The 14,372-nt window shown below is 65.3% G+C and carries 13 protein-coding genes; 11 read left to right on the top strand and 2 right to left on the bottom strand.

What is annotated here, in order from left to right:
- Positions 1-5 precede the first annotated feature (5 nt).
- From GGC64_RS23335 to GGC64_RS23315, 5 genes are all read left to right on the top strand, one after another.
- Positions 6-1,286 (top strand): ABC transporter substrate-binding protein, encoded by a 1,281-nt coding sequence (locus tag GGC64_RS23335; RefSeq protein ID WP_192724870.1) that lies wholly within the window; start codon positions 6-8, stop codon positions 1,284-1,286.
- A gap of 7 nt (positions 1,287-1,293) precedes the next feature.
- Positions 1,294-2,187, top strand: a complete 894-nt coding sequence (locus GGC64_RS23330) for a carbohydrate ABC transporter permease (protein WP_192724869.1) — start codon at positions 1,294-1,296, stop codon at positions 2,185-2,187.
- Positions 2,184-3,098, top strand: coding sequence for a carbohydrate ABC transporter permease (locus GGC64_RS23325; RefSeq protein WP_225952147.1), 915 nt, complete (start codon positions 2,184-2,186; stop codon positions 3,096-3,098). The genes GGC64_RS23330 and GGC64_RS23325 overlap by 4 nt, the downstream gene beginning before the upstream one ends.
- Positions 3,099-3,100: 2 nt before the next feature.
- Positions 3,101-4,198, top strand: coding sequence for an ABC transporter ATP-binding protein (locus GGC64_RS23320; protein WP_192724868.1), 1,098 nt, complete (start codon positions 3,101-3,103; stop codon positions 4,196-4,198).
- Between the two features lie 141 nt (positions 4,199-4,339).
- The gene (locus GGC64_RS23315) at positions 4,340-5,077 is read left to right on the top strand and encodes a hypothetical protein (RefSeq protein WP_192724867.1); all 738 of its coding nucleotides are present in this window, start codon (positions 4,340-4,342) and stop codon (positions 5,075-5,077) included.
- A 5-nt stretch (positions 5,078-5,082) separates the two neighbouring features.
- On the opposite strand, the gene GGC64_RS23310 is transcribed toward GGC64_RS23315, so the two are convergent.
- Positions 5,083-7,410 carry a Tex family protein gene (locus GGC64_RS23310; RefSeq protein WP_192724866.1) on the bottom strand — a complete coding sequence of 776 codons (2,328 nt, stop codon included), beginning with the start codon at positions 7,408-7,410 and terminating at the stop codon, positions 5,083-5,085.
- A gap of 88 nt (positions 7,411-7,498) precedes the next feature.
- Here GGC64_RS23310 and GGC64_RS23305 point away from each other — a divergent pair, with 88 nt between their 5' ends.
- Positions 7,499-8,143: a dihydrofolate reductase family protein gene (locus GGC64_RS23305; RefSeq protein WP_192724865.1), complete on the top strand. Its 645-nt coding sequence runs from the start codon at positions 7,499-7,501 to the stop codon at positions 8,141-8,143.
- Position 8,144: 1 nt separating this feature from the next.
- Here GGC64_RS23305 and GGC64_RS23300 read toward each other — a convergent pair whose 3' ends face one another.
- Positions 8,145-9,257 (bottom strand): metallophosphoesterase, encoded by a 1,113-nt coding sequence (locus GGC64_RS23300; protein ID WP_370582267.1) that lies wholly within the window; start codon positions 9,255-9,257, stop codon positions 8,145-8,147.
- A 172-nt stretch (positions 9,258-9,429) separates the two neighbouring features.
- On the opposite strand from GGC64_RS23300, the gene GGC64_RS23295 reads away from it, so the two are divergent.
- The 5 genes from GGC64_RS23295 to GGC64_RS23275 all read left to right on the top strand — a co-directional run bounded on the left by GGC64_RS23295 (position 9,430) and on the right by GGC64_RS23275 (position 14,341).
- Complete coding sequence (locus GGC64_RS23295) at positions 9,430-10,260, top strand: LLM class F420-dependent oxidoreductase (RefSeq protein ID WP_192724864.1); 831 nt, start codon at positions 9,430-9,432, stop codon at positions 10,258-10,260.
- 93 nt (positions 10,261-10,353) lie between these two features.
- Positions 10,354-10,767, top strand: coding sequence for a YciI family protein (locus tag GGC64_RS23290; RefSeq protein ID WP_192724863.1), 414 nt, complete (start codon positions 10,354-10,356; stop codon positions 10,765-10,767).
- A 3-nt stretch (positions 10,768-10,770) separates the two neighbouring features.
- Positions 10,771-11,940 carry an RNA polymerase sigma factor gene (locus GGC64_RS23285; protein ID WP_192724862.1) on the top strand — a complete coding sequence of 390 codons (1,170 nt, stop codon included), beginning with the start codon at positions 10,771-10,773 and terminating at the stop codon, positions 11,938-11,940.
- Positions 11,941-12,039: 99 nt separating this feature from the next.
- Positions 12,040-13,224, top strand: coding sequence for a hypothetical protein (locus GGC64_RS23280; protein WP_192724861.1), 1,185 nt, complete (start codon positions 12,040-12,042; stop codon positions 13,222-13,224).
- 73 nt (positions 13,225-13,297) lie between these two features.
- Positions 13,298-14,341 carry a methyltransferase gene (locus GGC64_RS23275; protein ID WP_192724860.1) on the top strand — a complete coding sequence of 348 codons (1,044 nt, stop codon included), beginning with the start codon at positions 13,298-13,300 and terminating at the stop codon, positions 14,339-14,341.
- Positions 14,342-14,372: the final 31 nt, after the last annotated feature.

The following is a 14,372-nucleotide window of genomic DNA, read 5'->3' as shown; positions in this document are numbered from 1 at the left end:
TCACCGTGATTGGACGCCGGCTGGGCCTTGCTCTGGTAGCTGTCTTGGCGCTCGTGCTCGCCGCCTGCGGCGGTGGCGGCACGTCATCCTCGGGCCCGGTCGAGATCGCCGTGTGGCACGGCTACCAGGACACCGAGGGCGACGTGTTCAAGGGGCTGATCGACCAGTACAACAAGGCGCATCCCGACGTCAAAGTCACCGAGTTGTACTCCAGCAATGACCTTGTGCTGCAGAAGGTTCTGACCGCCGTGCGGGGAAACAGTGCGCCCGACGTCGCCTACATGTTCGGTTCGTGGTCGCCCAACATCGCCAAGATCCCACAGCTGGTCAACATGTCCGACGTCGTCTCTGCACCGGATTGGAAGTGGGACGACTTCTATCCGGCCGAGCGGCAGGCGGCCACCGTGGGGGACAAGATCGTCGGCGTCCCCGCACTGGTCGACAACCTCGCGATCGTCTACAACAAGAAGCTGTTCGCCGACGCCGGCGTCGCGCCGCCCTCACCGACCTGGACGTGGGACGACTTCCGCGCCGCGGCCGCGAAGCTGACCGATCCCACCAAGGGGCAGTACGGCTGGCTCATTCCTGCCGACGGCAGCGAGGACACGGTCTGGCACTACGTTCCGATGCTCTGGGAGGCCGGCGGCGACATCCTGTCCGCCGACAACCAGCACGCGACGTTCAACTCGGAGGCGGGCGTCAAGGCGCTGACTACGCTGCAGCAGATGGCTGTCACCGACAAGTCGTTGTACCTGGACACCACCAACGAGAACGGGCCGAAGCTGATGAACAGCGGCAAGGTCGCCATGCTGGTCACCGGCCCGTGGGATCTGAGTTCCCTCAGCGACATCGACTACGGCGTGCAGGTGATGCCGACGTTCTCCGGTTCGGCCGGTGCGCATCAGACGATTTCCGGACCGGACAACTGGGTGGTCTTCAACAACGGTGACAAGAAGAAGCAGGCAGCGCTCGACTTCGTGAAGTGGCTGACCGCACCGGAGCAGGTCAAGGCCTTCTCGTTGGGCACCGGCGATCTGCCGACCCGCATCTCTGTCGGCAAGGATGCCGACCTGCTGGCGAAGATGAACGAAAAGCTGCCAGGCAGTGCGACATTCGTGGAGAACCTGAACAACGTCAAGAAGGTCAGACCGCAGGTCGAGCAGTACCCCGCCATCTCAGAAGCTCTCGGTCAGGCGATCGTTTCGGTGATGCTCGGCAAAGATCAACCGGCAGCGGCGCTGAACTCCGCGGTGCAGGCCGCCGACACCGCCCTGGCCGGCAAGTAGGAGTCAGATGCCCGCATTGCTGGACCGTATCGGTCGCTCAGACAGCCTGTCGGGGTGGACGCTGGTGAGCCCCGCAGCGGTGCTCATCGGGATATTCGGCCTGCTGCCGGTGGTCATGTCGCTGGTGCTGTCGTTCCAGCACTCCGATCTGCTCACCCCGGAGACGCCGTGGGTGGGTCTCGACAATTACCGCAAGCTGGCCACCGATCCCGTCTTCGTCGAAGCGATCAAGCACACTATCGTCTACACGGCGCTGTTCGTCCCGGGCACCATGCTGGTCGGCTTGTTCGTCGCGTCGGCGATGAATCGCTCGGTTCGCTTCATCTCGGTGTACCGAACGACCGCGTACATCACGATGGCGGTGTCGACCATCTCGCAGGGCATCATCTTCTTGTGGCTGACGGATCGTGACTATGGTCTGGTCAACGCGGCGCTCAATTCCGTTGGGGTGCAGTCACAACCGTTCCTGGCATCACCGACGCAGGCGCTGTATGTGATCGTGGCGATGACCATCTGGGGCTGGACGGGTTTCTCGGTCATCGTGTATCTGGCCGCGCTGCAGGGAGTCCCGGCCGAGTTGCATGAGGCCGCAGCGATCGACGGTGCGACGGCGTTCACACGCTTTCGCACCATCACGGTGCCATTGCTGGGCCCGGCGAATCTGTTCCTCGTCGTGTGGCTGACGATCAACGCGTTGCAACTGTTCGACGAGGTGTATGCGACCACGCGTGGCGGGCCGCTGCGCGCCACCACCGTCATCGTGTACTACCTGTGGGACCGCGCCTTCGTGCAGTTCGATGCGGGCTACGCCGCGGCGATGGCCTACGCGCTGTTCGTGGTCATCCTCTTGATCACCGCAGTCCAGTTCCGTGTCGCCAGGAAGTATGCACACATCTCATGACAACGCCGCAATTGTCCACTCTCACAGCAGAACCCGAGGCGCAGGAACCGCTGGCGCCCGTCAGTGAGCGGCGGTCGCGGCTGGGTTTCAGTCCGTGGCACCTGGTGCTCATTCCGCTGAGCTTCCTGCTGGTCGTCCCCCTGTTGTGGATGTTGGTCACTTCGCTGGAAACCGAGGGTGAGGCCAACCGGTTTCCGCCGGTGTTGATACCGGAGAGCCCGCGGTTCGAGAACTACTCCGAGGCATGGGCGGCCGCGCCGTTCGGCCACTTCTTTCTCAACAGCGTCATGGTGACCCTGGTGGTGCTGGTGAGCAACCTAGTCGTCTGCAGTTTGGCCGGCTACGCATTCGCCCGGATTCGATTCCTCGGTCGCGGAGCACTTTTCGTCACTTTGATGGCAACCCTGATGGTGCCCTTCCAGGTCACGATGATCCCGGTGTTCCTGATCGTCAAATGGTTCGGCGACAACGTGTGGGCGGGTTTGGGGATCGACCACATCGGCGCGTTGATGTTGCCGAACTTGGCGACGGCATTCGGGATCTTCTTTCTGCGCCAATTCTTTCAGACGGTGCCCGTCGAACTCGAGGAAGCCGCCCGGGTGGACGGCACGTCGCGGCTTGGTGTGCTGTTCAAGATCGTGCTGCCGCTGTCGCTGCCTGCATTGTCGACGCTGGCAGCGTTGACGGTGCTGACATCGTGGAACGACTTCCTGTGGCCGCTGATCGTGATCACCTCCCATGACCAGATGACGGTTCCGTTGGGGCTCAGCTACTTTCAGGGCGCGCACCGCGTGAAATGGCCGCTGTTGATGGCGGCCAACGTGATGAGCTTGTTGCCGATGCTGCTGGTCTTCATTGGAGCGCAGCGATACTTCGTCCAGTCGGTGGCCAATACCGGACTGAAGGGTTGAACATGACCGAAGTAGAGTTTCGTGACGTCACACGACGGTACGCCGGGGGAGTGACCGCACTCAACGGCCTCAATCTGACTGTGGCCGAAGGCGAATTCCTGATTCTGGTTGGCCCGTCGGGCTGCGGCAAGAGCACCGCACTGCGCCTGCTGGCCGGACTCGACAAGCCGACCTCGGGCGAGATCAGAATCGGCGGCGCGGTCGTCAACAACCTTGCACCGGGGGAACGCGACATCGCGATGGTGTTCCAGAACTACGCCTTGTATCCCCACATGTCGGTGTACCGCAATCTGGCGTACGGTCTGCGTCAACGCCGGACGCCCCGGGCCGAGGTCGAGCGAAGGGTCCGGGAAACGGCAGAACTGCTGCAGATCACCGAACTGCTCGACCGCAAGCCTGGCCAGCTGTCGGGCGGTCAGCGGCAGCGAGTGGCCATGGGGCGTGCGCTGGTGCGTAAACCGCAGGCCTTCCTGCTCGACGAGCCGCTGTCGAATCTGGATGCCAAGCTGCGCAACCAGGTTCGCGGTGATCTGAAACGGCTCCACCGTGAGGTTCCGGTGACCTCGATCTACGTCACCCATGATCAGGTCGAGGCGATGACGTTGGGTGATCGGCTTTGTGTGATGGCAGGTGGCGAAGTACAACAGATCGGGACCACCGACGACATCTACAACCGCCCCGCCAACACCTTCGTGGCCGCGTTCATGGGCAGCCCGCCGATGAACCTGATTCCGGGCGTCATCCGCTCCGGCGTCCTGCACGTCGGCGAGACGGAGGTGACCGCCGTTCCCTCGCCCGATGGCCCGGTGACCGTCGGCGTACGGCCCGAGCATCTGCAGTTGCACACCAGCTACATCGACGGCATGGTGCCTGCTCGCGTCGACTTCACCGAGCCGCTCGGCAGTCACGTCCTGGTGACGGCCCAGGTAGAGGTCGGCGGACGACGGGTGCCGGTGATCGTGAACGCTCCGGCTGGCACCGAGTTGGTCAGCGGAGTGCGAATTGGGCTTGCCCTGCCGCAGGACCGGACGTACTTCTTCGACGCCGAGACCGGCGACGTGCGCCGTACCCGCGAGCACGTCTCCCTCGGCCACGCTTGAACAGGAACTTTGAGTAGGCGTCGCGACTGGCGCCGCTGAAACTGTCCCCAACCGGGTCCCGTTGCGCCCATACCTGTGAGTGGGTGCCCGCGGCGACTGCCCACCAAGCATGTCCGCGCCGCTGACGCTTGGAGCACGACCATGACATCTCAATATCCGGCAGCAGCCCCCTACCCGCCGCGGCGGTATCGAATCGGCGCGGCCGTTTCCTGGGCGTTCTCCGTATTCAGTCAGAATGCTGTGGCGCTGATGGTCGCGACCCTGGTGTACAGCACCATCACCGTCGGTCTCTTCCTCGGACTGGACATCGCCGTCGACGCCGCCCCGCACACGAATCTGGTCGACCTATCACCGCCCCACGATGCCGCCGCCTCGATGGTCGCGTACCTCTCGACGCCGGCCAACATCGTCAGGCTTGTAGGGGCGGGCGTGATGGTCGCCGTCGGCGCGGTGATGCAGTCCGCGTACCTCTCCGGCATCCTGCGCATCGCCGACGGGTACCGCGCCCCGCTGGGGTGCTTCTTCAAACCGCGCAGAATCGGTGCAGCCGTCGGGACGCAACTTCTGGTTGCGGCGCTGATCGCCGTCGGCTTCGCGCTGTGCTGGCTGCCGGGAGTCGTGGTGAGCGTCTGGTTGGTGTTCGCGCTTGTCGCTCTGCTCGACGGTGACCTGTCGCCGCTCGATGCGCTGAGGGCCAGCCGCGCGATCTCGCGGGGCGATTTCTGGACAGCGTTGTCGGTGACGCTGACGTTCGTCGGCCTGATCCTCGTCGGCGAGGTGTTACTGGTAGTCGGGCTGCTCGTCTTCGCGCCCGTGGCGGTGTTGTTCCTGGTGTACACCTACCGCGATCTGAGTGCAGGCAGGGCTACGACGCAGTAGCCGGATCAGGTCCCGAAACCCGCCTTGCGCAACGCATCTGCCATCGACCCGCCCGCGTCTTGGGTACGCCGGCCAGAATCCTTGCCACGATTGGGGTTTGGGCGCTTGGCACGACTCTGATCGGCGCGCTTGGCCTGACCGCGCTCCGGTGTGTCGTTCAGTCGCAGGCTCAACCCGATCCGCTGACGCTCGACGTCAACCGCGACCACCTTGACCCGCACCACCTGCCCAGAGCGGACCACCTCATGCGGGTCGGACACGAAGCGGTCGGCCATCGCGGAGACGTGCACCAGGCCGTCCTGATGCACGCCGACATCCACGAACGCACCGAACGCGGCGACGTTGGTGACCACGCCTTCCAGCACCATGCCCACCTTGAGGTCGGCGACCTTCTCCACACCAGCGGCGAACGTCGCCGTCGAGAACGCCGGCCGCGGATCGCGTCCCGGCTTCTCCAGTTCGGCCAGGATGTCGGTCACCGTGGGAATGCCGAATCGGTCATCGGCGAAGTCGGCAGGCCGAAGCGACCGCAGTGACCGCTCGTTGCCGATCAGCTCAGCCAGCGTCACGCCTGAGCGGTCCAGGATGCGACGGACAACCGGATACGCCTCGGGATGCACACCCGACGCATCAATCGGGTCGTCGCCGCCGCGGATCCGCAGGAAGCCTGCGCATTGCTCAAAGGCCTTGGGGCCCAAGCGAGGAACCTTCAGGAGAGCCTTACGGCTGGCGAACGGGCCGGTCTTGTCCCGATGATCGACGATCGCCTCGGCCAGGGATTCGGATACCCCGCTCACCCGCGCCAGCAGCGGGACCGACGCCGTATTCAAGTCGACGCCAACGGCGTTCACCGCGTCCTCCACGACCGCGTCCAGGCTGCGCGCCAGCGTCCCCGGCGTGATGTCGTGCTGGTACTGCCCAACGCCGATCGACTTCGGATCGATCTTCACCAGTTCGGCAAGCGGATCCTGCAGCCGCCGCGCAATCGACACCGCGCCACGCAGCGTCACGTCGAGCGTCGGCAGCTCGTGCGCCGCATACGCAGACGCCGAATACACCGAAGCGCCCGCCTCGCTCACCATCGCCTTGGCGGGCGCCTTGGCGCCCGCGGCCCTGATGTCGGCGATGAGTTCGGCGGCAAAGGCATCGGTCTCACGCGATGCGGTGCCGTTGCCGACGGCGATCAATTCGACACCGTGGCGGGCGACGAGCGCCGCCAAAGTTGCCTTGGCCGTATCCCATTGCTTCTGCGGCTGATGCGGGTAGATCGCGCAGGTGTCAAGGACCTTGCCGGTGCCGTCGACCACGGCGACCTTGACTCCCGTCCGGAAGCCGGGATCCAGGCCGAGCGTTGTCCGGTTCCCCGCAGGCGCGGCGAGGAGGAGATCCTTGAGGTTCTTGGCGAACACCGCCGCGGCCTCCTCTTCGGCACGGCGCCGCAACCGCAGGCGGGCGTCGACCCTGCCCGAGATCATCAGCTTCGTGCGCCACGCCCACTCGACGGTGGCGGTCAGCCACGGCGTTGCGGCGGCCTTCGCCGACATGTCAATACCCAGCGTCTTGGCGATTATGGCGTGGTAAATCGCTTCGTCACCACCGTCGAAGGTAAGCGCAAGCGCTTCTTCCTTCTCACCCCGCATCACGGCAAGCACGCGGTGTGACGGCATGGTCTCCAGTGATTCGCTGAATTCGAAGTAGTCGCGAAACTTCTGTGCTGCAGGGCTTTTCGCTGTCTCGGCGGACCACGGCTCGGTACGCAGCGAGCCGCCGGCCCAGAACTTCTCTCTGATGGCGCCGACGAGCTCTGCATCCTCGGCGGCACGCTCGGCGAGAATGTGACGCGCACCGTCCAGCGCTGCAGCAGCATCGGCCACGTCGTCGCCGAGAAACTCCGCGGCCGCTTCGTCAGGCACCAGCGTGGGATCGGCCAGCAGCCGGTCGGCCAACGGCTCGAGCCCCGCCTCGCGAGCGATCTGCGCCTTGGTCCTTCGCTTCGGCTTGTAGGGCAGGTAGATGTCCTCGACCCGCGACTTGGTGTCGGCGGCCATCAGGGCGGCCTTCAACTCGTCGGTCAGCTTCCCTTGCTCTTGGATCGACGCGAGCACTGCGGCTCGCCGGTCGTCGAGCTCGCGCAGGTACTGGAGTCGCTCCTCGAGGATCCGCAGCTGGCCGTCGTCAAGGCTGCCGGTCGCCTCTTTGCGGTATCGGGCGATGAACGGGACGGTCGCGCCCTCGTCAAGCAGTCGCACAGCAGCGGCGACCTGCACTTCGTCGACGGTCAATTCCGCAGCGAGACGGGCATTTACAGACTTTGCGGGTGGGCTGACAGGCACGCGATGACTCTACAGACTCGGTGCCGCGATGACTTTTGCGGGCACCGGTGGTCTGATCAGTTGCACGTCTACGACTAGGAGACTCCACGTGGTCCAACTACTCAAAGTCCAGAACTTCGCCGTTTCCAATGACGGATTCGGCGCCGGTGAAAATCAGAGCCTCGATCGTCCGTTCGGTGACGCCGATCCGGCCCGGATGATGGCGTGGGCAGGCGCGACTGCGAGTTGGCCGAACCGCACGGACCCCGGCGGTAGCCGTGGCCTCGACGACTACTTCACTCGGGACTTCGCCAACAACATCGGCGCAGAAATCATGGGAAGCAACAAGTTCAGTCCGTTCCGCGGCCCGTGGCGTGATTACGAATGGCAGGGCTGGTGGGGCGACGAGCCCCCGTTCCATACTCCGGTGTTCGTCATGACCCACCACGAGCGTCCATCATTTACGTTGTCCGACACGACATTTCACTTCATCAACGCCGATCCCGCGACGGCGCTGGCGAAAGCGCGCGAGGCCGCACAGGGCAAGGACGTCCGTCTCGGCGGCGGCGCGACCACTATCCGCGAGTTCCTCGATGCTGACCTTATCGACACCCTGCACGTGGCGGTTTCAGACGTCGAGATCGGGGCCGGGTCGCGCCTCTGGAAATCGCCCGATGAACTGGACGATCGATTTCACCACGACGTGGTGCCCAGCCCCAGTGGGGTGACGCACCACCTGTTCTGGCGCCGATGAATCAGTGCGGGCAGCGAAGGGTCAGCAGGGTGATCTCGCTGGGCGCGAACACCCGAAACGGCGGGCCCCAGAAGCCGGTACCGCGACTGGTGTAGAGCTGGGTCCGATCGCCGTGTCGGCTGAGCCCGCTCACCACCGGTTGCTCCAGTCGAACCAGGAAGTTGAACGGCCAGATCTGTCCGCCGTGGGTATGACCCGAGATCTGTAAGTCGACTCCGGCGCTAGCGGCGTGTGCGACCTGTTTGGGCTGATGCGCCAGCAGCAGGACCGGCAGTGTGGGGTCGGCTCCGGCCAGCGCTGCCCGCAGGTCCGCGCCGTGTCCACTCACGCCGGACGCAGTCGCCGTCGCGTCGTCCACACCGGCGACCACCAAACGGTCACCGCCGCGCTCGACGACGAGGTGCCGATTGTGCAGCGCGGACCATCCGATGCCTTCCATGTAGTCGAGCCATCCCTGCGCCTCGCTGAAGTATTCGTGGTTGCCGGTGACGTACACGCGAGCCGACGATGCCTGCACCGAGGCGAGCGGGCTCGCTTGGCTTATGCGGATGTCCACCGTTCCGTCCGCGATGTCTCCCACGTGGCACACGACATCGGCGTCGAGTTCGTTTACACGGGCCACCACGGCCGCCGACCACGTGGCGCGATCGATGGGCCCGAAATGCGTGTCGGTGATGATCGCGACGCGCAGGCCGTCCAGCGCGGGGCCGAGCCGGTCGATCGCGACCTCGAGGCGCTTGACGCGCGGGACTCGCATCGCTTCGGCGTAACCCCAGAGGAGGAGCGCCACCGCGACGGTCAGGACCGCGCCTGCGACCACTCGCGAGCGCACCGGATCCTCGACTCCTCCGACCAGAAGCATCAGGCCCACCAGCTGGCCCAGCACGGACCAGGCGAACAGCACCCAGGCCACGCCGAGCAGCAAGTTCCCGAGAGCGGCAGCCCAGTCCAGATGCCGGTGGCCATGCCCGAGCATCATCAGGACCGGGATCGCGGCTGCGGCGCCGACGAAAAGCAGTGTGCCGGTCACCACTACCGCTGTCGGCCAGGCCGGACCGCCTGCCACCAGCGTCCACCAAGGCACGCCGAACAACACCAGCATGATCGCGAGCACGACCGCAGTGCGGCGCCATCTCCGCCGGGACCGCGGTGGCGGCCCGACCGATTCCACCAATTCGGCAGGGTTATCCGTCGTCGTGCCTACGACGGTACTGAAGCCGGTAGCCGGGATTAGCGTGGTGCGGGTCGGCGTTAGGTATCCGAGACAACGGCAGATAAGGGTGCACATGAAGTTCGGGATTTCGACATTCGTCAACGACGACAGCATCGACACGGTCTCGCTGGCGCGTGCCATCGAGGAGCGCGGGTTCGACTCGCTCGCGATCGCCGAGCACACCCATATCCCGGCCAGCCGGGAGTCGGCCTATCCGCTCGGCGGGGAACTGCCGTCGATCTATTACCGAACGCTGGACCCGTTCGTCACGCTGGCGGCCGCGGCCGCCGTCACCTCCAGCATCGAACTGATCACCGGCATCGCGTTGCTCATCCAGCGCGACCCGATCATCACCGCGAAGGAAGCCGCCAGCATCGACCTGATCTCCAACGGCCGCTTCGTCTTCGGCGTCGGGGCGGGCTGGAACATCGAGGAGCTGCGCCATCACGGCACCGATCCGAAGACGCGCGGAGCGCTGCTCGATGAACGCATCGAGGCCATCAAGGCGCTGTGGACCAACGAACCCGCGGAGTACCACGGCAAATACGTCGACTTCGAGCCGTCCTACCTGCGACCCAAGCCCGTCCAGAAACCACATCCGCCGATCGTCATCGGTGGTGACTCCGATGCCACCGTCAAGCGGGTGATCCGCCACGAGGCGGGCTGGATCTCCAACCCGTTCCCGATCGATCACCTCAAGCGCCGTATCGACCAACTTCGCGAGGGCGCCGGCCACGACGTCCCTCTGACGACGTTCGGCACGCCGATCGATCCGGAGTACTGGCGCGGACTCGAGGGACTCGGCTATCGCCAAGCGAACCTGCTGCTGCCGACCAAGCCGCATGACGAATCGCTGCGACTGCTCGACGAATACGCGAAACAGGTCACGCAATATCGCGGCTGAAAAAGTTTTCGCCACCGATGTCGAGAACGCCGTGACGGCTCCGTCCCAGGGGTGAGCGACCAACTAGGGTCGCGAACCTGAAGGGAGAAATTCATGGCGAAGTACCTGCTTCTCAAGCACTACCGAGGCGCGCCCGCGGCCGTCAACAACGTGCCGATGGACCAGTGGGCGCCGGCAGAGGTCGAGGCGCACATCAAGTACATGAACGACTTCGCGGCCAAGCTGCAATCCAGCGGCGAGTTCGTCGACGGCCAGGCGCTGGCACCGGAGGGCGCGTGGGTCCGCTACGACGGCGAGGGCAAGCCGCCCGTCACCGACGGTCCGTTCGCGGAGACCAAGGACCTCATCGCGGGCTGGATGATCATCGACGTCGACTCGTACGACCGCGCCGTCGAGTTGGCAGGCGAGTTGTCCGCGGCGCCGGGCGCCGGCGGCCAGCCGATCCACGAGTGGCTCGAGGTCCGGCCGTTCCTGACGGCCGCCCCGAACACCACTGAGTGTCACTGAGTCATGGCCGCCCGCGCGGTGGACGAGGCGCAGCTGCGGGATCTGATCCCCGGCGTGCTGGCGGCCCTCGTCCACCGCGGGGCCGACTTCGCGACCGCCGAGGACGCGGTGCAGGAGGCATTGCTCAAAGCTGTTGAGGCATGGCCGAATCGGCGCCCCGACGATCCGAAGGGTTGGCTGATCACCACGGCGTGGCGCCGGTTCATCGATCTTGCGAGGTCTGACTCCGCGCGACGCGACCGCGAACTGCGGGTGACTGACGAACCTCGGCCAGGGCCGACGGAGTCCGTCGACGACACTCTGCAGCTGTACTTTCTGTGCGCGCACCCGAGCCTGTCGCCCGCGTCGGCCGTTGCGCTGACGCTGCGGGCGGTCGGCGGGCTCACCACGCGCCAGATCGCGCAGGCTTACCTCGTGCCGGAAGCGACCATGGCGCAACGGATCAGCCGCGCGAAACGCACCGTGAGCGATGTGCGGCTCGATCAGCTGGGTGATCTGCGCACGGTGCTGAAGGTGCTGTACCTGGTCTTCAACGAGGGATACAGCGGCGATGTCGACCTTGCCGAGGAAGCGATTCGACTGGCCCGACAACTGGCCGCGGCGACGCATGACGAGGAGGTCGCGGGCCTGCTCGCGTTGTTCCTGCTTCACCACGCCAGACGCCCCGCCCGTACCCGGGCCGACGGCAGCCTGGTGGTGCTCGCTGATCAAGACCGCAGTCTGTGGCGGCGAGACCTGATCGCTGAGGGTGTGGACATACTCCAGGCTGCGCTGGCCCGCGACCGGTTGGGGGAGTACCAGGTACAGGCCGCGATCGCGGCGCTGCACGCGGACGCGCAGAGCGCTGACGAGACTGACTGGGTCCAGATCGTCGAGTGGTACGACGAGCTTGTCCGGCTCACCGACAGCCCGATCGTGCGGCTCAATCGCGCAGTCGCGGTCGGTGAGGCGGACGGACCCCAGGCGGGGTTAGCCGCGCTCGGCGAGGTCGACCCGAGCCTGCCGAGGTACACCGCGTCTGCGGCATACCTGCACGAGCGGGCGGGCGAACTTGCCACTGCGGCAAGGCTTTACGTCGAAGCTGCCGCGCAAGCACAGAACGTCGCCGAGCGAAACCACCTCACCTTGCGCGCCGCCAGCGTTCGTCAGCGCCTATCTGACGAAACCTCATAGCGAGTCCGCGGCCTCGTTGAGGTCCCAAATAGAGAATTTGCAGAGGAAAACACCGGTTGCGTGCGAAACTTGGAAAATGCTGTGCGAGTGGGGATTACGTTGACTTCTCCGTCAATACGAACCCGCCGGGGCGCGGCGCTCGCGTTTGTGGTGGTCGCGATCGCGGCAGCGTGTACGAGCGAGCCCGACAACGCGGCCGCGCCGACGGCCACGTCGCCTTCCCAACAAGCGCCGCAGGAGCAGCGGGCCTGCCAGGCGGCGCTACCCGCCGCATGGCAGCAGGCGATCGAGAGCAACAGAGTCGACGCCGGCGGCTCAACCATGGCGTTGGCGGTCGGCAGAGCCGGCGAGGTGGTTGCCGTTCGCGACAACGGCGACACCCGTGATCTGTTGCTCATCGGTGCCGACAAGTCGGTCAAGCCGATCTATGGCGTCCCGGAGCCGAACCGAAACGACGTCGGGTTCGCTGCGATCGACGACCGCTGGATCGTCGTCGGCATCGACCGAATACCGCGCGGCGCCAACGGCGTACTGCCGACACTGTTCCAAATCGACCTGATCGACCGCAGCGGCGGTGCAGTGCGGACCGTCGTGAAGTCCAGCGAGGACGACTACGGGACCGGCGGCCCTACCATCGACTCCGTCGCACTGTTCGACGGCAAGGTGTACTGGATCACCCACGAGAAGTACGCCAGCAGCAACGGCACTATGCGGTCCTACGACGTGAACACCGGCGCCATCGCGGAGGTGAAGGCGGGCTCGATGGACAGCGTGCGGGCGAGCGCGGTCGGCGTGACCGCTCTCGTCGACCGTGACTCGAAACGGAAGCCTTGGGAGCGTGCTGAAGTGATCACCCCCGCGCAACTCCCGACGCCGGTCGCCGACGCGGTGGGCACGGGGCCGGACCGGCTGAGCCTGACCACCGACGGCAATGCATATGCATGGTTCACCGGCGTCGATCACGGCGTCAGCGGCGTGGCGTGGTGGTCACCGGAGTCCGGACTTGTGAGAGTCACCGGAGATGCCGTTGGCGGCTGGGATGGGATCCGTCCAATTTGGGTGATGGGTCCGTATGTGGTGAGCGGCATCGGTCGCCAGGAAACGGACACCTGGACCACAGTCATCGACACCCGCTCGGGCGCGGTCGTGAACCTGGGGCCTTGGGCCGTCGGCGCGGACGGCGGCACCATTGCGTTGAGCGCGCAGCACGGCCCCGGTGGAAAGGCTGCACCGACCAGTGCGGTCGTCCTCCGCGCCGACCAACTGCCGCCGCTCACCTGCTGACGAAAAGCCACCGCAAACACGCGCTTTGGGGCTAAGTTGGACCCTTGGTTGGCTTTTCGATGGGGGGAATCAAATGAGCAAACCAACAACGCTGCCTGCGCCCGATTCCGAGGCGGTGACACCCGACGGCATCATGCAGCTGGGTTTCGGCTTCTGGGGCTCGAGGGCGCTACTGAGTGCCGTCGAGCTGAGACTGTTCGGCGTGCTCAGCGAGGCTGGCCCACTGGACGCCGAGCAACTCCGCGACCGACTCGGCCTGCATCCGCGCAGTGCGCGGGACTTCTTCGACGCACTCGTCGCTCTCGGAATGCTCGACCGCACCGACGGCCGCTACGAAAACACTCCGCAGACCGACCTCTTCCTCGATCCGGCCAAGCCCACCTACGTGGGAGGGGTATTGGAAATGTCGAGCGTCCGCCTCTACAACTTCTGGGGGTCGCTGACCGAGGCTCTGCAAACCGGCCAGCCGCAAAGCGAGGTGAAGACCGGCGGCGAGTTCTTCGAGACGCTATACGCCGACCCGGAAAAGCTGGCTGGGTTCGCCGCCGCGATGTCAGGTCTCAGCCGGTCGGCGGGCGAGGCCATCGCAGCCAAGTTCCCATGGCGCGACTACGGCAGTGTGATCGACATCGGGTGCGCCCAAGGCGCTGTCCCAGTTGCCATCGCGACAGCCCATGACCATCTGACCGGCGGCGGATATGACCTCCCGCCCATCGAGCCGATCTTCAATTCCTATGTCTCGCAACACGGTCTGGCTGACCGTCTGCAATTCACGCCCGGCGACTTCTTCGCCGACCCGCTACCGAGTGCCGACGTTCTCGTCATGGGCCACATACTCCACGACTGGGACATGGGCGAGAAGCGTCTACTACTGCAGAAGGCCTACGAAGCACTGCCCGACGGCGGGGCACTGATCGTTTACGAGGCGCTTATCGACGACGACCGGCGCCACAACTCATTCGGTCTGCTGATGAGCCTCAACATGCTGATCGAGGGTCTCGGCGGCTTCGACTACACGGGCGCCGACTGCCGCGGGTGGATGGCTGAGGTCGGCTTCAGCAAGAGCTACGTCGAGCACCTGGTCGGTCCTGATTCGATGGTCGTCGGCATCAAATAGCCCGTGCCGGGATGACTTCGCGGATGCCCAT

This window comes from Mycobacterium sp. OAS707 (genome assembly GCF_014873705.1).
Taxonomy (GTDB): domain Bacteria; phylum Actinomycetota; class Actinomycetes; order Mycobacteriales; family Mycobacteriaceae; genus Mycobacterium.
Note: the sequence above shows the minus strand (reverse complement) of the source record. Positions and strands in the feature narration are given on the sequence as shown.